We start from the raw sequence: 18,469 nt of genomic DNA on the forward strand, positions 1-18,469 counted from the left end.
TAAACAGACCTATGTAGTCACTAGGCCCATACCCTTAGGATGGACAGACGCCAATTTCGGATCTTGGGGGGAGAATTCTTGGGCAGCAGCGATTCGCCGTTAGCCTCTAAGCTATTGTTAATATTGAAACTGGGGCAACTCAGGTTCATGGCGGAGAGGGAGGGATTCGAACCCCCGATGGGCTTGCACCCATGCCGCATTTCGAGTGCGGTGCATTCGACCACTCTGCCACCTCTCCGGTGTGGGTCGGCCGTTGCCGGCGCGGCGCACTCAATAACGGCTGTGGCGGCCCGCCGCAAGGGCCAAAGCATGAAAACCCGACATTGCGTTGACTTCAACCGGACCTTGCGATAAGCACGGCACGCTTCAGGTGCGGATCGTTTCTGCTCCCGAGGCATTTTTATGCAGTCCTGGAAAAGTGCCAAGCGGTTTTCCGCCCGGAATGCATGAATTGAAAGACCGGAGCGGCTTTGCCTTTCGAAAGAATGGCAAAAAATCTCCGAAAACCCGCAGACTGATAAAAAGACGGCCGGGTTGCCTTCTAGGGCAGCTCATTGAGCCGGACCGAACAGCGAAAGGCAAAAAATGTTCGCAGTCATTAAAACGGGCGGTAAGCAGTATCGCGTAGCCGCCAATGATGTGTTGAAGATCGAGAAGGTTGCCGGCGAAGTCGGTGACATCGTCGAAATCGGCCAGGTGCTGGCGCATGGTGAAGGCGAAGCCGTCACTTTTGGTGCGCCTTTCATCGCGGACGCAACGGTTACGGCGGAAGTGGTCCTACAGGGCCGCGCTAAAACTGTTATAGCATTCAAGAAGCGCCGCCGGCAGAATTCGCGCCGAAAGCGGGGCCATCGCCAGCACGAGACAACCGTGCGAATTGCCGAGATACTGACCGCCGGCGCCAAGCCGTCGAAGAAGGCGGCGGCCAAGAAAGAAGACAAGGTCGAGACGGTTACGGCACCTGCCGCCACCGACACGGTCGAAAAGAAGCCTGCCAAGAAGGCTGCGCCGAAAAAGGCTGTAGCCGCGGCGGAAAAAGAATAAGACTGAGCACGAAGGAGATCTGCAATGGCACATAAGAAAGCTGGCGGCTCGTCGCGCAACGGTCGCGATTCCGAGTCCAAGCGCCTCGGCGTAAAGAAGTTTGGCGGCGAAAAAGTCATCGCCGGAAATATCATTATCCGTCAACGTGGCACCCAGTGGCACCCAGGCACCAATGTGGGCATGGGAAAAGACCACACGCTTTTTGCACTCGGCGAAGGCGCCGTCGCATTCCGCAAAAAAGCAAATGGCCGAACCTATGTATCGGTAGCACCGATTCAGGACGCAGCGGAGTAGCCGGTTCCGCGACACACTTACCGGCTCCCATCTCGGGGACCGGTGTCTGGACAGTCCAGAAAAAGGATCAGGGGAGATGGGCCACCATCTCCCCTTTTTCATGCCTGGAGCTCGACAATGATTGCTGAAGCCGAAGATCTGGAGCCCGAGAGTCCGGCAATTGACTGCCCGATCCTCGTCACCGAACGGCTGGTGCTGCGCCCGCCGCATGAAGACGACATGGCAGAACTCGCGCAATTGGCAAACAACCGTCGCGTCGCCGAAATGCTGTCGCGCATGCCCTACCCCTATGGCGAGGCAGAAGCGCGCGCATTTGTTGCGATGACGCGCGTGCCCAAGAAGGCCGGCTGTAGCTATGCTGTAACTTTGGCCGAGAGCGGCGCTTTCATCGGATGCGCCGGTCTGAATGGCACCGACCGCGGCCTCGAAATGGGCTATTGGATCGGTGAACCGTACTGGAAGCATGGCTACGCCACCGAGGCGGCCCACGCGTTGGTGGATGTGGCGTTTCGCGCCACCACGATCAATGCGCTCAACGTTTCATGTCGGGTCATTAACGCGGCCTCGCGCCGGGTCATCCACAAGTGCGGCTTCCAGTATTCTGGCCAAGGTATGCTGAACTCGATTGTCGCCGGCCAGGTGCCAGTGGAGCGCTACAGCCTCGACCGCAAGACATGGGTCAGCCTGAAAAGCTGGTCACGAGCTTAGACCGGAATATTTATGCGAACGGCAGGATGGCCGTTCGAAGAAAGAAATCATGCGCACTCGCGCTTAAAAAGGCTTTGCGCTAGAGGAAGTCTCGACCCAGAGCGTAATGTAGTTTGCTGAACAATGAAATTTCTCGACCAAGCCAAAGTGTACACCCGATCCGGCGACGGCGGCGCTGGCAGCGTCTCGTTCCGGCGTGAAAAATTTATCGAGTTCGGCGGACCTGATGGTGGTGACGGCGGGCGCGGCGGCGATGTCTGGATCGAGGTCGTCGATGGGCTTAACACGCTGATCGATTATCGCTACCAGCAGCATTTTCGCGCCAAGACCGGTGTCCACGGCATGGGCCGCAACCGCACCGGTGCCAAGGGAACTGATGTAACGCTGAGGGTTCCGGCCGGCACCCAGATATTCGAAGAAGACAATGAAACGCTGATAAGCGATCTGACCGAGGTTGGTCAGCGTTTTCGCCTCAGCGCTGGCGGCAATGGCGGCTTCGGCAACCAGCATTTCAAGACCTCAACCAACCAGGCACCGCGCCGAGCCAATCCTGGCTTGCCGGGCATAGAACATACTATCTGGCTGCGCCTGAAGCTTATCGCAGATGCCGGTGTGGTTGGCTTGCCCAATGCTGGAAAATCAACCTTTCTGGCTTCGGTGACAGCGGCCAAGCCCAAGATCGCCGACTATCCCTTCACCACGCTGCATCCCAACCTGGGCGTGGCGCGCATTGATGCACGCGAATTTGTCATTGCCGATATTCCAGGCCTGATAGAGGGCGCTCATGAAGGCGTCGGCATCGGCGACCGGTTCCTCGGCCATGTCGAGCGCACGCGGGTGCTCCTTCATCTCGTCTCCGCACAGGAGGAAAATCCTGGCCTTGCCTACAAGACCGTGCGCGCCGAACTGGCCGCCTATGGTCACGGCCTGGAAGACAAGGCCGAGATTGTGGCGCTGAGCCAGGCCGACACGCTGGACCCCGACAGCCGCAAGAAAAAGCTGGCAGCGCTGAAAAAGGCCGCAGGCCGCGCGCCGCTTGTGCTTTCGGCTGTATCCCGCGAAGGCGTGGAAGACGTATTGCGCGCTCTGATCGGGATTGTTGAGCAATCGCGCGGCGAGCGGCCGGTCACGGTCAAATCGGAATCGCGCTGGGAAAAGTGACAAGACCGCCATGCACCAGCCTGCGCTTTCAAGCTTCCGCCGGATAACCGTCAAGATCGGTTCAGCGCTGCTGGTCGATCCGCAGGCGGGTGTCCGACGCGACTGGATCGCCTCGCTGGCTGACGATATTTCAACGCTTTCAGCCCGAGGTGTAGAAATTCTGGTCGTCTCGTCCGGAGCGATCGCGCTTGGCCGCACCATTCTCGGCCTGGGCAACCGGGTGCTCAAGCTCGAGGAAAGTCAGGCGGCCGCAGCTGTTGGGCAGATCGCGCTGGCCGGAGCATGGTCAGAGGCGCTGGGCAAAAATGGCATGAAGTCTGGACAGATTTTACTGACGCTGGCCGATACCGAGGAACGACGTCGCTACCTCAACGCGCGCGCCACCATCTCGACGCTGCTGAAAATGAAGGCGGTGCCGGTGATCAACGAGAACGACACGGTTGCCACGACAGAAATCCGCTATGGCGACAATGACCGGCTGGCAGCCCGCGTCGCGACAATGATGGGCGGCGACCTTCTGGTTCTGCTCTCCGATATCGACGGCCTTTATACCGCCCCGCCCGCCCATGTTCCTAATGCGCGGTTTATTCCGGTGGTCGAGCGCATCACGCCCGAGATTGAGGCAATGGCCGGTGCAGCGGCGTCTGTGCTGTCGCGCGGCGGTATGCGCACCAAGCTGGATGCCGGCAAGATCGCCACCGCTGCTGGAACCGCCATGATCATCACGTCGGGAACGCGTCTGTCACCGCTGCTGGCGATCGAGCGCGGCGAACGCGCCACCTACTTCCACCCCAGTGCCAGTCCCGTGAAAGGCTACAAGACGTGGATTGCGGGGCAACTCGAGCCAGCCGGCCGACTGGTTGTCGATGCCGGTGCGATAAGCGCGTTGCAGGCCGGTAAATCCCTCCTCCCTGCCGGCGTAAAGCAGGTCAGCGGCAGTTTTTCCCGCGGTGACACGGTCGCGATCATGGCACCGGATGGCAGCGAGATGGCGCGCGGGCTGGTTGCCTATGATGCCGCGGACGCGGTAAGGATTGCCGGGTTGAAAACAACCGAGATCGCCGACGTTCTAGGATATCAGGCGCGCTCGGCCATGGTGCATCGCGACGATCTGGTGATGGGCCACGCTGCGGTCCGGGCTGAAATCGGTGCGGAGGGATATCATGCTGGCGCGAAGTGATGGCGTGGGGACTGTCGAACAGATGGCCGATCTTGGCCGACGCGCCCGTGCCGCTGCGCGCCCGTTGGCCATCGCCGGCTCCGACCGTAAAAATGCTGCCTTGGTCGCTATCGCCAACGCCATTGAACAATCGATAGACAAAATCCTGTACGCGAACGCCGCCGACATGGCCAGCGGCATCGAAACCGGTCTTTCGCCGGCTTCTATGGACCGACTGAAGTTAACCAGTGAACGTATCGCCGACATGGCGAACGGCATTCGCGCCATTGCTGACCTTGCTGATCCTGTCGGTGCAATAATGGCCGCATGGGAGCGTCCGAACGGCCTGAAGATCGAGCGCGTACGAACCCCACTCGGTGTCATTGGTGTCATCTATGAAAGCCGGCCCAATGTCACCGCAGACGCTGGCGCGTTGTGCCTGAAGGCCGGCAACGCGGTTATCCTGCGCGGTGGCTCGGATTCTGTGCATTCCTCGGCAGCCATTCACGCCTGCCTGGCTGAAGGGTTGAAAGCCGCCGGCCTGCCGCAAGATGCCATCCAGCGCGTCCCCACCACCGATCGTGCAGCCGTGGGTGAGATGCTGAAAGGCCTGGCCGGCAACCTAGATGTTATCATTCCGCGCGGCGGTCGCAGTCTTGTGGAGCGCGTGCAGAGTGAAGCCCGCGTGCCGGTGTTCGCGCATCTGGAGGGCATCTGTCACCTCTACATTGACGGCTCGGCAAATCTCGACATGGCAGTCGCGATTGCAGTCAACGCCAAGATGCGGCGAACCGGCATTTGCGGTGCGGCGGAAACGCTGCTTATTGACCGGGCCGTGGCCGACACGCATCTGGTGGCTGTCTTGGAAGCTCTGGCCGACGCCGGCTGCGAGATTCGTGGCGATGGCGATGTGGTGGCCGCTTTCCCGTCTGCTCATGAGGCGACCGCAGCGGACTGGAACACTGAATATCTTGATGCGATTGTGTCTGTGCGTATTGTCGACGGCGTCAATGCAGCCATCGACCACATCGAAACACATTCTTCTCATCACACCGAGGCGATTGTCGCTGAAGATGCCGTCGTCGTCGAAAGATTCTTCAACGAGATTGATTCCGCCATCCTGCTTCACAACGCCTCGACGCAGTTTGCCGATGGTGGTGAGTTCGGCATGGGCGGTGAAATCGGCATCGCCACCGGCAAGATGCATGCTCGTGGCCCCGTTGGCGTCGAGCAGTTGACCTCCTTTAAATATCGGGTGCGCGGCACAGGTCAGGTACGGGCGTGACGCCAGCAACGGATTCGGCCCGGTTATGACCGCAAGTGCCGAAAGCGAACCCGACCAGCGCTTCCTGCGCATGCCCTACGTGGAAAGCGGAATGCAAGTCGGTCTTTTCGGTGGGTCTTTCAACCCGCCCCATGCCGGCCATGCACTAGTTGCCGAGATCGCACTGCGCCGGCTGGCGCTCGACCAACTCTGGTGGATCGTAACGCCCGGAAACCCGCTGAAAGCCGGGAACCAGCGAGCCTCTTTGACCACCCGGTTACGGCTATCGGAATCGATCGCCCGTGACCCGCGCATAAAAGTCACTGCCTTCGAGGCTAGCCATAATGTGCGCTATACCGCCGACACGATGGCGCTGGTGAAAGCCCGCAATCCAGGCGTTGATTTCGTCTGGATCATGGGCGCCGACAATCTTCGCGACTTCCATCACTGGCAGCGTTGGCGAGACATCGTGATGACGTTTCCCATCGCCGTCATCGACCGTCCCGGTGCCACGCTCTCGTTTCTCTCTTCTGTCGTTGCCAAGACATTCGACTATGCTCGTATCGACGAAAAGGACGCCCCGCACCTGGCGCACAGGAAGGCTCCGGCATGGACCTTCATCCACGGCCCACGCTCATCTCTGTCCTCTACAGCCCTGCGAGGCGGCGGCTGAGTCGCTGTCAAAGCGGCGTAACCTATGTCGCTTTTACCGCTCCGTCCGGCCGCTTTAGTTGGCACTCTCGCTATCGAAACAGCAGGAACTTGGCATGGAACGCGGGACATCCGAGAGCGACATTTCGGCCCCCGCGCCGTTGATCGCGATTGCCAGCATTATCATCTCGATGGCGCTGGTGGCTGTCGGCAATGGTTTGATGTTCGCCTACATCCCGGTCCGTCTGGGCGCCGAAGGCTTCTCACCGACCTGGGCGGGATTGGTCATCACCGGTCTTTCTGCTGGCGGCGTTGCCGGCTGCATTCTGACGGGACCGCTGGTCAGGCGTGTTGGCCACGCACGCGCCTTCATGGTGCTTTCCGCCCTGATTGCACTATCCAACGCAGCGGTTGGTTTCGGCACTTACCCGGTTCTTTGGATTGCCGCGCGTACGCTGTATGGCTTTGCCATTTGCGGGCTATTCATTGTTGCGCAAAGCTGGCTAAACGACGCCATTGACAATTCGGTACGTGGCCGTGTGATAGCGATCTTCAATGTGTCCTATATTGGCGGATTGGGCGTTGGATACTACACGCTATCGTTGATCGACATGGGCGGGACGCAGGCAGCCCTGATCGGTATCGCTTTCACCGCGCTATCTATTCTGCCAGTCGGCATGACGCGTCTTCGCCAACCTCCTGTCCCGAAGTCGGCGACCGTGGCTATACGCAAGGCTTGGGCCATATCCCCCGTCGGTGTGGCGGGCATGCTCGCGGTTGGCGGGATGTCGATGAGCATCACCGGCTTTGCCCCCATTCATGCAACCGCAGAAGGCTACAGCCAGCAAGATGTCGCACTTTTGCTTTCAGCAATGCCGCTCGGAACCATACTCTTGCAAATTCCCTTCGGTTGGATCTCGGATCGCACGGATCGCCGCTATGTGCTGATCTTCGTCTCGTTGATCGTCGCAATATGCGGCGTGCTCGCGCTGGGCTTTGATGGCAGGGCGTTGGCCATTTTGGTGGTGGTTTATATTTTTTGGGATGGCGCCGCCGAAACGGTCTATTCGCTGGCCAGTGCCCATGCCAGTGATCGGGCTGCCAAGGACGACATGGTCGCCCTGTCGAGTTCGCTTCTGTTTGCATGGTCGCTTTCGGGCTGTTTGGTTCCCGCCTTCGTAACCGGGCTGAGCGCTGTTTTCGGCACCCAGTCCTTCATTTATGTGGTGATCGCAATTGCCGCCGCCTATTCCGGCTTCGTGATCTGGCGGGTGCTCCAGGCCAAGCCGGTGCCTGCCGACGAAACCGGGATTTTCACCCCGATGACAGCACAGGCGCCCCCGCCCGTCGAGCTCGCTTTCTCCTCCGCGGAGGAGGGCTCATTGTCGTGAACGGAACCTGGACGGCAAGATCGACGTTTCAGCGTCTTGAAAGTGTAACCTAACTCTGCCTATCTAAGTGGTGCCGTCAGCGTCCATGGCGGCAAGCCGGTTCCTGTTTTGAAAGGGAAGACACTGCGAACAGCAACTGAGAAGAAGGCCTCCATCAACATGCCTTCGCCGGCCGGGATAAACCGAGAAGATGATTTCTCCCGCGCCATTAAAACCGTCCTTGCCAGTTTGGAAGACTCCAAGGCCGAAAATATTGTCAGCATCGATATCCGGGGCAAGTCCAGCCTCGGCGACTACATGGTGGTGGCATCTGGTCGCTCGCATCGCCATGTCGCAGCCGTGGCAGACCAGCTGATCCGGACACTAAAGGAAAACGACCTCGGTACAGCGCGTGTCGAAGGTTTGCCGGGTGCTGACTGGGTTCTGGTCGACGCAGGCGATGTCATCGTCCACATCTTCCGACCTGAGGTGCGAGAATTCTACAATCTCGAAAAGATGTGGCAGTCTCCCGACCTTGAGGAAGAGACGGTTCATTGAACTGTCTTTGACACAATGAAGGTCGCGATACTTGCTGTGGGCAGGATGAAGTCCGGCCCCGAAAAGGAACTCGCCGACCGCTATTTCGAGCGGTTTTCGAAAAGCGGCCCTGCGATCGGCCTTGAGTTTGCGGGCGTAAGCGAATTTCCCGAAAGCCGCAGCCAGAACGTCGATGAACGTCGACGCGATGAGGCGATGCGGATGCAAGGTCAGATGATCGCGGGCTCGAAAGTAATTTTACTAGACGAGCGCGGCAAGAATTTTTCCTCCCAGGAATTTGCCGACAAGATTGCCACCTTTCGAGATGGCGGCCAGCGCGCATTGACGTTTGCCATAGGCGGCGCAGATGGTCATGACGCTTCCACGCGAGAAGTGGCCGCACTCAGCCTTTCGTTTGGGGCGCTGACCTGGCCGCACCAGCTTGTGCGCATCATGCTGGCCGAACAGCTTTACCGCTCGGCGACGATCCTGTCTGGCCATCCTTATCACCGGGCTTGAACCATCACGCAATGGCGGATGGTTGACGATACCTCGGCGACCTGCTTCGTACGCTGTGACATCCACAACGCGACCGATCATGTAATGAGAGCCATCCTCCAATTGGGAAGAAGAGCTGCGCGGTCAAGCCCTGCGCTCATTGTGCTTGCCTTTTCGGTCATTTCGCCAGCGATCGCCGAAGATGCAGCAGCAGTCGCCGCGCGCCAGTCGCAACGCCAGAGCGAATATGAAATGGTGGCGCGCGACATGGCGCTCTCCAAAGAAAATCTGGACAAGTTAACGACCGAAATCGACTTGTTGAAGAAGGACCATGGGACGATCACTGCAGCGCTGATACAGGCCGCGATGACCGAGAAGAAACTCGGTCAGGATATCGAAGACATTTCCGACCGCCTGGATACGTTGAGGGGCCAGCAAACCGGTATTCACAGATCCCTCGAGGCCCGGCGCGACGTTCTGGCAGAGGTGTTGGGCGCGCTTCAACGCATGGGTTTGAATCCACCTCCCGCCCTTCTAGTGAAACCAGAGGACGCGCTGTCGTCAGTTCGCAGCGCAATTCTTCTGGGCGCAGTTGTGCCTCAACTCCGCTCCGAAACCGAGATCTTGCTGGCGGATCTTAACGAACTCAGCCGCCTTACAGCTTCTATAGAAGCTGAGCACAAAAGACTGAGCACGACAATTGCTGAGCAGATAACCGAAAAGCAGCGCCTCGACCTCCTTCTAACTGAAAAAACCCGGCTGCAAAGCGCGCAGCAGATAGCGCTGGCGGAAGAACAGCATCGGGCAGAAACCCTTGCTGCCCGCGCTGGCAGCCTGAAGGACTTGATAGCTTCCCTCGAAACTGAAGCCGCTAGCAAACGCACGGCGGAAGAGCGAGCAGCGCGCGCTGGTGAAGCCGAGAAGCAGCGCAATGCCGCTCGCGCCGCTATGCCCGTCCCCGAAGCCAACCGTCTCCTTGAAACGGCACCTTTTTCGCGCCAGCGCGGAAAGCTGGTTCTTCCAGTTGTCGGGCAGCGCTCGCGGCGCTTCGGTGGCAAGGACAGTAACGGCGGCGTGATGCTTGGCGACACGGTTGCGACACATTCGAGCGCCATCGTTACAGCGCCCGCTGACGGGAGCGTGCTTTATGCAGGGCCTTTCCGATCTTACGGGCAACTCTTGATCCTGAACGCCGGCGATGGCTATCATGTCGTTTTGGCGGGAATGGCGAGAATCAGCGTGACTACGGGCCAATCAGTCTTGGCGGGCGAACCGGTCGGCGCTATGGGTGAAGCGAAAGTGGCGAGTGCGGCGGCTACAAAGAATGACTCCGGCCCCGAACTCTATGTAGAATTCCGAAAAGACGGAAAACCCGTCGACCCTGCCCCATGGTGGGCAGTGCGTGTTTCTGGAAGGACGTGAGATGGTTCGTAAATTGACGCTGCTGTTTGCCGGTGCCCTGATGGGGGCCTCGGCCATGAGTTTGGTGCAGGGCGCGCCGGGCCTGACAGCAAACGCCGCAGGCTCTGAGACCTACCGCCAGTTGGCCATTTTCGGCGACGTCTTTGAACGTGTGCGCGGCCAGTACGTCACGCCGCCAGACGAGAAATCTCTGGTAGAGAATGCCATCAATGGCATGCTGACATCGCTCGACCCGCATTCCTCCTACCTCAACCCGGATGCTGCAAAAGATATGCGCGTCCAGACCAAGGGTGAATTCGGCGGCCTCGGCATCGAGGTCACCATGGAAAATGACCTGGTCAAGGTTATCACACCCATCGACGACACGCCGGCGGCGCGCGCTGGTGTTCGCGCTGGCGACTTTATTGCCGAGATTGACGGCGAGGAAGTGCGCGGCCTGACGCTCAACGACGCCGTTGAGAAAATGCGGGGACTGGTCAACACATCTATCGAGCTCACGCTGCTGCGTGAAGGCGCAGACAAGCCCATCAAGGTCAGCATCAAGCGCGACATCATCAAGGTTAAGGCCGTGAAGTACCGCGTCGAAAATGACGTGGGCTATATGAAGATCACCTCCTTCACCGAAAAGACCTTCGATGATCTCCAGGCGGCTATTGACGATATCAAGTCAAAGATCCCGGCCGACAAGCTGAAGGGCTATGTGCTTGATCTTCGCCTGAATCCGGGCGGTCTGCTCGATCAGGCGGTCAGCGTCTCGGACACCTTCCTCGAACGAGGCGAGATAGTCTCGACACGCGGCCGCGACCCCAAGGACATTTCACGCTTCGATTCGCGTGCCGGTGACATGATCGACGGCAAGCCACTTGTAGTGCTCGTCAATGGCGGTTCGGCAAGCGCGTCGGAGATCGTTGCTGGTGCATTGCAGGATCATCGCCGTGCAACGGTTGTTGGCACGCAATCGTTCGGCAAAGGCTCGGTGCAGACCATCATACCACTGGCCGAAAACGGCGCCCTGCGGCTGACCACGGCACTTTATTACACACCGTCGGGCAAATCGATTCAGGGCAAGGGCATCACGCCCGACATCAAGGTCGACCAGCCATTGCCGGAAGATTTGAAGGATCGCGATTTGACCCGTGGCGAGTCGGATCTGAAGGGCCATATCAAGGGTGCCGAGGAGGGCGACCAGGGTTCCGGTTCTGCCGCCTATGTCCCGCCTGAGCCTAAGGATGACGTGCAGTTGAACTACGCGCTCGATCTTTTGCGTGGCATCAAGACTGATCCGGCATTCCCGCCGAACCCGCAAAAGGCTGTGCTGAACCAACAATAGGAGCAGCGCCGTAGCCGCCGGCACAAGGGGATCCGGCGGCGGCGATCCAGTTTTGTCGGTTCGACACGGACCCGCCTTGCTGTTCCCCGCAACCAGAGGAAGCGGCGTGCAGCCAGCCATCAAGGACATCGAACGGCCGCTGGGGATGGGGGGCAACCGCTCCTCCCCGCGGCGGATGCGACTGAACGGCGCGACGCTGACAGGTGCTGTTGCAGCACTCGTCGTGTTTGCAGCCTCCGGCGCCATCGCGCTCAGGGAACGCCCATTCCGCGCGCCCTCTGTTCTGGCCGTCCAGGATCCCTTGGTAGAGGTGGCATCCAAAGCTGAAACGTTGCCACCGCAGATGCCCGAAACCACCGTGCCTGTGCCCAATTCGACGGGTCCGTCGATCATTCATGTCAATCCTGAAGCCAAAGGTTCCGGCAGCGGCGTAATCGTCATTCGCGACCCGTCGGCACTTGGCCAGAACCTGCGCATCGCCCATCTGCCCGACAAGGCGCTGATTGAGAATACGCCGGCCGGGCCACTGCCCACGCGCGCATCTGATGGCCGCCGCCCCTTTGATGTCTATGCGAGGCCCTGGTCGGGCGCTCGCGGTGCACGCGTGGCGATTGTCATCGGCGGCCTTGCTGTTTCCCAGACTGGCACGCAGCAGGCTGTCGATAAATTGCCTGCAGAAGTGACGCTTGCCTTTGCCTCGCAAGGCAACAGCATCGGCCGCTGGATGCAGGCAGCACGCCGCAAGGGGCATGAAATCATGATGCAGGTGCCGCTGGAGCCGTTTGATTTTCCAAGCGTCAATCCCGGACGAAGCACTCTGACAGTCGATGCAAGTCCTGCTGAGAACGTCGAAAACCTGCACTGGACGCTAGCCCGCACCACCAATTACACCGGCATCATGAACTACATGGGAGCCCGTTTCACGACCGATCCCGCGTCCATGGCGCCCGTCATGGCCGAGCTCGGCAAGCGCGGACTGATGTATCTCGACGACGGGACTGTCGCCCGCAGTGCAGCCGCTGCCGAGGCCCTGCGGAACGGTGTACCCTTTGCCGAGGGCGACACGACCATCGACGCTGTGCGCGAACGTGGCGAAATTCTCAAGAAACTGGACGAGGTGGAGCGAACCGCACGCGCAAAAGGATTTGCCGTAGGCATCGGTTCCGCCTTCGACGTGACCGTCGATGCCGTGGCGTCCTGGATAGCCGAAGCCAAGAAACGCGGCATTGAGATCGTTCCGATCTCCGCAGTCGCCAAAGATCCGGAGCGCGGATAGAGCATGACCACAACCGACCCTGAAACTCTCCCTTACCGCCCCTGTGTGGGCATCATGGTGCTTAACAACCGAGGTCTGGTCTGGGCAGGCCACCGGATCGTTGTCGAGCGTGACGAACTCGACGGTGCCGACAAGCTCTGGCAGATGCCGCAAGGCGGGATCGACAAGGGTGAAGACCCATTCCCGGCTGCCTTACGCGAACTTTATGAGGAAACCGGCATGCGCTCGGTGACCGTCCTTGCCGAGACACCGGCCTGGATAACCTATGATTTGCCTCCCCATTTGGTCGGCATCGCCTTGAAAGGCAAATATCGCGGCCAGAAACAAAAATGGTTTGCCTTCCGTTTCGAAGGTGACGAAAGCGAAATCGCCATCAACCCTCCACCAGGCGACCACACAGCTGAATTTGATCGCTGGGCCTGGAAGCCGATTAACGAGCTGCCGGAACTGATCGTTCCCTTCAAGCGCGGCGTTTATGAAGAGGTCGTCGCCGCTTTTTCCCATCTCGTCGAGTCGGCTGCTTCTTGACGACTGCGTGTTACGCCTCATTGCATCGAACAATTCTCAAGTATTACTACCTTGCATCTGAATGTTCCTGCCCGAGAAGACAAATCAGGCAAAATGTTTGTCTTTTTGCAGCGGATTGCCTATCTACAAGAGGAACGCATTTTTCTGCGAACGATAAAAGGGAACATTTTCATTGGCTGACAACAGGCAGAACATCATGGAAAAAGCCGAGACACGTTTTCTAGAGACCCAGAAAAAAACCGCTGAACGCGCGAAAGCAACCGCAGAATACCAAACTGAAGCGAAGATGAGAGCCCAAAAGACCGCGAAGCTACGCGAATTGCGCTTAGCCAAGGAAGAGGCTGACCGCGTCGAGGCAGCCGCTCTCGAGCCTGCCCCAGCCAAAAAGAAACGGGTATCGCGCGCCAAGGCCGCTGGCTAAACGCCTGATTGTATTGGAATGGGTCCTGAGGCTACTCGCCTTGTGGAGGTTTCGGCCCGTGGTCAAAATCGGCAGCACGAGTTAGGCCGGCCATCAGAAAAACGACCAAGAGCAGCAATGCAACGCCGACAAATACCGGCGCAAAGCCGACATACTGTCCCACAAACCCGATCAGGGATGGCGAGACCAGGATACCGGAATAGCCCATCAATGTCACCACGCTGATGGCAGCCCCCGAGGCCAATCCCGGCTGGTTTCCCGCAGCGGAAAACAGGATCGGAATCATATTGGCGATGCCCAAGCCTCCTACTGCAAAAGCTAAAATTACGAGCCATGGCCATGGCGAAAGTCCTGCAATGAGCATCCCCGTCGCTGCAACAAGGCTTGAGATGCGAAATGTTACCACCGCGCCGAACTTGTTACGTACGCCATCGCCCATGAAGCGCATCGCGGCCATCGCGCCAGAGAACGCAGCGAAGGCGAAGCCTGCGGTCGCGATTGTACTCCCCATCTCATCCCGAAGATAAAGCGCTGCCCAGTCGAGCACTGCTCCTTCTGAATTCATGGAAAGCAGCGCCATCAGACCCAGAAGGTAGACGGCAGGGCTCCGAGGCAACACGAATTTGCGGTGCTCCTGCGCGACAGGAATGTCCGCAGCGATTTCGCGGTAGGCCATGGCAACTAACGCACCGGCAAGCAATGTTACCAAAACCGCGTGGGGCAAATGGCCGAACCGCTGGATGACAAGGCCGCCCATGGCCCCGCCAAAGAAACCGCCAAGGCTCCAGAAGCCATGTGACGACGACATAATGGCGCGTAACAGCTTCCGCTCCACCGTCACCGCGTTGGCATTCATGGCCACGTCCATGGCGCCTATCATGCCGCCAAACACAAACAGCGCGCACGCGGTCAGCGCCACATTCGGAGCGAGTGCCACCAGCAAAAGTCCAAACACGCAGGCTACACCGAACATACGCACGACCCATTGGGAACCGTGCCGGGCGATTAGATGACCAGCCCAAGCCATGGACAGCACAGCACCGGCCCCAAATCCCAAAATCATGAACCCAAGCGTGAAAGACGTAATGCCCAGACGCGCTACAAGCACGGGAATTTGCGGTGCCCAACTGCCGGTCAGAAAACCGTTGGCAAAGAACATCGCACCGACCGCCCAGCGCGCGCGGGTCGTGATGGCAGCAGGAACCGTTAAATCCATTGAATACCTGAATTTAGAGCCTCAAAACCCGCTATTCTTCAACCGCATACACGACCAGCAGGTCTTTGGCGTCAATCTGGTCCCCAGTCTTGACCAGCACTTCCGCAATGGTTCCGTCGCGTTCGGAATGAAGGGCGGTTTCCATTTTCATGGCCTCGATTGACAGCAACACGTCGCCTGCCTTCACGGCCTGGCCTGCTGCAATCGCGAGCGTAGAAACCACACCGGGCATCGGTGCGCCGACATGCGCCTCGTTTCCAACTTCGGCCTTGCGCCTTGCCTTGGACGCGGACCCACCATGCGCGCGGTCTGGAACCTTTACGCGGCGCGGCTGGCCGTTGAGTTCGAAGAACACGGTGACCATGCCCTTGTCGTCCACATCGCCAACGGCAAAGCAACGGATCACAAGGGTCTTGCCGCGCTCGAGATCGACGAAAATCTCGTCCTGCGGTTTCATCCCGTAGAAGTATACCGACGTTGGCAGCACGCTGACAGGACCATAGGTTTCCTGAGCACCGGCAAAATCTGTGAAGACTTTCGGGTACATCAGCCATGATGCGAACTCGAATTCGGTGAGCTTGCGTTCCAGCTTGGCCTCTATCTCCTCGCGGCTTTTGGTCAGATCCGCTTCCTCGAGAAGAGATCCGGGCCGGACCGTCACCGGCTTGTCGCCCTTGAGCGCCTTTTTCTGTAACGCGTCCGGCCAACCGCCCGGCGATTGACCAAGATCGCCACGCAGCATGGAAACGACCGAATCCGGGAAAGCGATGTCCTTGGCCGGGTTCTCCACATCGGCGACGCTCAGATCCTGGCTGATCATCATGAGCGCCATGTCTCCGACAACCTTGGACGAAGGCGTGACCTTGACGATATCGCCAAACATTAAATTGACGTCATGATAGGCCTGCGCCACTTCATGCCAGCGGGTCTCGAGCCCGAGCGAGCGGGCCTGTTCCTTCAGGTTGGTAAACTGCCCGCCCGGCATTTCGTGCAGATACACCTCCGAGGCGGGACCCTTGAGATCGCTCTCGAACGCAACATACTGGTTGCGTACCGCCTCCCAGTAAAACGAGATGCGGCGGATCCATTCCGGGTCGAGGCCCGGATCACGCTCATGACCCTTCAGAGCCTCGACGATCGAACCGAGGCAAGGCTGCGAGGTGTTGCCCGACAGCGCGTCCATGGCGGCATCGATGGCATCAACGCCATTGTCGACCGCGGCCAGAACGGAGGCAGCCGAGATGCCCGAAGTATCATGCGTGTGGAAATGCAGCGGCAGGTCCGTCGCTTCCCGCAGTGCTTTAAATAATACCCGGGCTGCCCCAGGCTTGAGCAGTCCTGCCATGTCCTTGACGGCGATGATGTGCGCGCCTGCCTTTTCAAGCTCCTGCGCCAGGCTGACATAATAGTTAAGGTCGTATTTGGAGCGGAGAGGGTCGAGGATATTTCCTGTGTAGCAGATTGCCGCTTCGCAAAGCTTATCCTCTTCCAGGACGGCATCCATAGACACGCGCATGTTTTCGACCCAGTTGAGGCAATCGAAAACGCGGAACAGATCGATTCCGCCCAGTGCTGCCTGCCGGACGAAATGCTTCACCACATTGTCCGGGTAATTCGTGTAGCCGACGCCGTTGGCGCCGCGAAGCAGCATCTGCAGCAAAATGTTGGGCGCACCCTGACGCACCAGTGAGAGCCGCTCCCACGGATCCTCGGTAAGGAAGCGCATGGCGACGTCGAAGGTAGCGCCACCCCAACATTCGAGCGAGAACATATTTGGCAGCGAGCGCCCATAGACACCGGCGATGCGGGCGATATCGTGTGTACGCATGCGCGTAGCCAGCAGCGATTGGTGGCCGTCGCGCATCGTCGTGTCTGTGACCAGAACCTGCTTCTGTTCACGCATCCAGCCAGCGAATTTTTTCGGACCGAGATCATCGAGCAGCTGCTTGGTGCCCGGCGTAATCGGTTTGTCGACATAGGGCACCGCCGGAAGCGCGATGTCTTCCTTCGGCCTTGGCCTGCCACGCGTCTCTGGATGGCCGTTCACGGTCACGTCGGCAAGGTAGGTCAAAAGCTTGGTAGCGCGATCCTGCCGCTTGACCTGCGCAAACAGTTCCGGCGTCGTGTCGATGAACTTGGTCGTGTAGCTATTATCGCGAAACGCCGGATGCGTGATGATCGCTTCCAGGAATGTAAGGTTTGTTGCCACCCCGCGAATACGGAACTCGCGCAATGCCCGGTGCATACGCGCAATCGTCTCTTCCGGCGTCGGCGCCCAGGCAGTAACTTTTTCCAGCAGCGGATCATAAAAGCGGGTAATCACCGCGCCCGAATAGGCGGTCCCCCCATCCAGCCGGATGCCGAAGCCGGTGGCACCACGATAGGCGGTGATGCGGCCATAATCGGGAATAAAATTTTGCTCGGGATCTTCGGTGGTAATCCGGCATTGAAGCGCATGACCGTTAAGCCGGATGTCTGCCTGCGCCGGAACTCCCGAGGCAGGCGTGCCAATGGCTGCACCCTCGAGGATATGAATCTGAGCCTTGACGATGTCGATGCCGGTAACCTGTTCGGTAACCGTATGCTCCACCTGGATACGCGGATTGACCTCAATGAAATAGAATTTGCCGGTGTCGGCATCCATCAAGAACTCAACAGTTCCGGCGCCGACATAGCTGGTCTCCTGCGCGATCTTGAGCGCATAGCCACACAGTTCGGCGCGTTGAGCGGCGTCAAGATAGGGCGCTGGCGCGCGTTCCACCACCTTCTGGTTCCGTCGCTGGACGGAGCAATCGCGCTCAAACAGATGAACGGCATTGCCATGCGTGTCACCCAATACCTGAACCTCGACATGGCGCGCGCGCTCGATCAGCTTTTCGAGATAGACCTCGTCCTTTCCAAACGCCGCCATGGCTTCACGCTTGCCTTCGGTAACCTCGCGCAGAAGATCCGCCTCAGTGCGGATGGCACGCATGCCGCGCCCGCCGCCACCCCAGGATGCCTTGAGCATGACTGGATAACCGATTTCGGCAGCCATCTTCTTGATCTGTTCGCCATCGTCCGGCAGGGGCGTGGTTGCAGGCACGACCGGTACGCCTACCTCGATCGCAAGATTGCGCGCCGCTACCTTGTTACCGAGTCGGCGCATCGTGTCGGGCCGCGGCCCGATAAAGATGATTCCTTCAGCTTCGCAAGCATCTGCAAACTCGGGGCTCTCCGATAGCAACCCGTAGCCTGGATGGATCGCATCGGCTCCAGAAAGCTTTGCCGCGCGCATCACTTCCTCAATCGAAAGATAGCTCTCGATGGGTCCAAGATCGCGTTCCAGATGCGGGCCCCGGCCAACCTGGTAGCTCTCGTCGGCCTTGAACCTGTGTAGCGCGTACTTGTCCTCCTCCGCCCATATCGCAACCGTTTTGATCCCAAGTTCATTGGCGGCTCGAAATACGCGGATGGCAATTTCAGACCGATTGGCGACAAGCAGTTTCTTTATGCGCACCTGGCAGGCTCCGTTGGGGAAGTAGGCAGAAACTGCTTAGCCTCGAAAATGCTGCGGTGCAAACATCTTCGTCCAGCACCGCGTTGCACGC

General features: G+C 59.0%; 16 protein-coding genes, 1 tRNA gene and 1 pseudogene. 15 read left to right on the forward strand and 3 right to left on the reverse strand.

Annotated elements, in window-relative coordinates; all coding sequences use genetic code 11:
- Nucleotides 1–148: 148 nt before the first annotated feature.
- Nucleotides 149–238 (reverse strand) — tRNA-Ser (locus GA830_RS03465).
- A gap of 347 nt (nt 239–585) precedes the next feature.
- Here GA830_RS03465 and rplU point away from each other — a divergent pair.
- The 15 genes and pseudogenes from rplU to GA830_RS03540 form a co-directional block, all read left to right on the forward strand.
- Nucleotides 586–1,029, forward strand: a pseudogene (gene rplU / locus GA830_RS03470) (50S ribosomal protein L21); the annotation flags it as partial.
- A gap of 39 nt (nt 1,030–1,068) precedes the next feature.
- Nucleotides 1,069–1,338 carry a 50S ribosomal protein L27 gene (rpmA, locus tag GA830_RS03475; RefSeq protein WP_195163723.1) on the forward strand — a complete coding sequence of 90 codons (270 nt, stop codon included), beginning with the start codon at nt 1,069–1,071 and terminating at the stop codon, nt 1,336–1,338.
- Nucleotides 1,339–1,455: 117 nt separating this feature from the next.
- Complete coding sequence (locus tag GA830_RS03480; RefSeq protein ID WP_195163724.1) at nt 1,456–2,046, forward strand: GNAT family N-acetyltransferase; 591 nt, start codon at nt 1,456–1,458, stop codon at nt 2,044–2,046.
- Between the two features lie 123 nt (nt 2,047–2,169).
- Nucleotides 2,170–3,207 carry a GTPase ObgE gene (gene obgE, locus GA830_RS03485; RefSeq protein WP_195163725.1) on the forward strand — a complete coding sequence of 346 codons (1,038 nt, stop codon included), beginning with the start codon at nt 2,170–2,172 and terminating at the stop codon, nt 3,205–3,207.
- A 10-nt stretch (nt 3,208–3,217) separates the two neighbouring features.
- On the forward strand, nt 3,218–4,387 hold the full coding sequence (gene proB, locus GA830_RS03490) for a glutamate 5-kinase (protein WP_195163726.1): 1,170 nt from the start codon (nt 3,218–3,220) through the stop codon (nt 4,385–4,387).
- Nucleotides 4,371–5,651, forward strand: coding sequence for a glutamate-5-semialdehyde dehydrogenase (locus GA830_RS03495; protein WP_258045545.1), 1,281 nt, complete (start codon nt 4,371–4,373; stop codon nt 5,649–5,651). Before proB ends, GA830_RS03495 begins: the two co-directional genes overlap by 17 nt.
- 70 nt (nt 5,652–5,721) lie before the next feature.
- The gene (locus GA830_RS03500; protein ID WP_195164748.1) at nt 5,722–6,303 is read left to right on the forward strand and encodes a nicotinate-nucleotide adenylyltransferase; all 582 of its coding nucleotides are present in this window, start codon (nt 5,722–5,724) and stop codon (nt 6,301–6,303) included.
- 94 nt (nt 6,304–6,397) lie between these two features.
- A complete protein-coding gene (locus tag GA830_RS03505) occupies nt 6,398–7,672 on the forward strand; it encodes an MFS transporter (RefSeq protein WP_195163727.1) in 1,275 nt (424 codons plus the stop codon).
- A gap of 159 nt (nt 7,673–7,831) precedes the next feature.
- The gene (rsfS, locus tag GA830_RS03510) at nt 7,832–8,209 is read left to right on the forward strand and encodes a ribosome silencing factor (RefSeq protein WP_195163728.1); all 378 of its coding nucleotides are present in this window, start codon (nt 7,832–7,834) and stop codon (nt 8,207–8,209) included.
- 15 nt (nt 8,210–8,224) lie between these two features.
- The gene (gene rlmH, locus GA830_RS03515; RefSeq protein WP_195163729.1) at nt 8,225–8,707 is read left to right on the forward strand and encodes a 23S rRNA (pseudouridine(1915)-N(3))-methyltransferase RlmH; all 483 of its coding nucleotides are present in this window, start codon (nt 8,225–8,227) and stop codon (nt 8,705–8,707) included.
- Between the two features lie 84 nt (nt 8,708–8,791).
- Nucleotides 8,792–10,108, forward strand: coding sequence for a murein hydrolase activator EnvC family protein (locus tag GA830_RS03520; RefSeq protein ID WP_195164749.1), 1,317 nt, complete (start codon nt 8,792–8,794; stop codon nt 10,106–10,108).
- A 1-nt stretch (nt 10,109) separates the two neighbouring features.
- A complete protein-coding gene (locus GA830_RS03525) occupies nt 10,110–11,438 on the forward strand; it encodes a S41 family peptidase (RefSeq protein ID WP_195163730.1) in 1,329 nt (442 codons plus the stop codon).
- Between the two features lie 106 nt (nt 11,439–11,544).
- A complete protein-coding gene (locus GA830_RS03530) occupies nt 11,545–12,714 on the forward strand; it encodes a divergent polysaccharide deacetylase family protein (protein WP_258045547.1) in 1,170 nt (389 codons plus the stop codon).
- A gap of 3 nt (nt 12,715–12,717) precedes the next feature.
- Complete coding sequence (locus GA830_RS03535) at nt 12,718–13,242, forward strand: RNA pyrophosphohydrolase (RefSeq protein ID WP_195163731.1); 525 nt, start codon at nt 12,718–12,720, stop codon at nt 13,240–13,242.
- A gap of 172 nt (nt 13,243–13,414) precedes the next feature.
- Nucleotides 13,415–13,663, forward strand: coding sequence for a hypothetical protein (locus tag GA830_RS03540; RefSeq protein WP_195163732.1), 249 nt, complete (start codon nt 13,415–13,417; stop codon nt 13,661–13,663).
- Between the two features lie 31 nt (nt 13,664–13,694).
- Here GA830_RS03540 and GA830_RS03545 read toward each other — a convergent pair whose 3' ends face one another.
- Nucleotides 13,695–14,879, reverse strand: a complete 1,185-nt coding sequence (locus GA830_RS03545; protein ID WP_195163733.1) for an MFS transporter — start codon at nt 14,877–14,879, stop codon at nt 13,695–13,697.
- A gap of 31 nt (nt 14,880–14,910) precedes the next feature.
- Entirely contained in the window at nt 14,911–18,378 is a 3,468-nt protein-coding gene (gene pyc / locus GA830_RS03550) for a pyruvate carboxylase (RefSeq protein ID WP_195163734.1), read from the reverse strand.
- Nucleotides 18,379–18,469: the final 91 nt, after the last annotated feature.

It is taken from the genome of Mesorhizobium sp. NBSH29, assembly GCF_015500055.1.
GTDB lineage: Bacteria > Pseudomonadota > Alphaproteobacteria > Rhizobiales > Rhizobiaceae > Neomesorhizobium.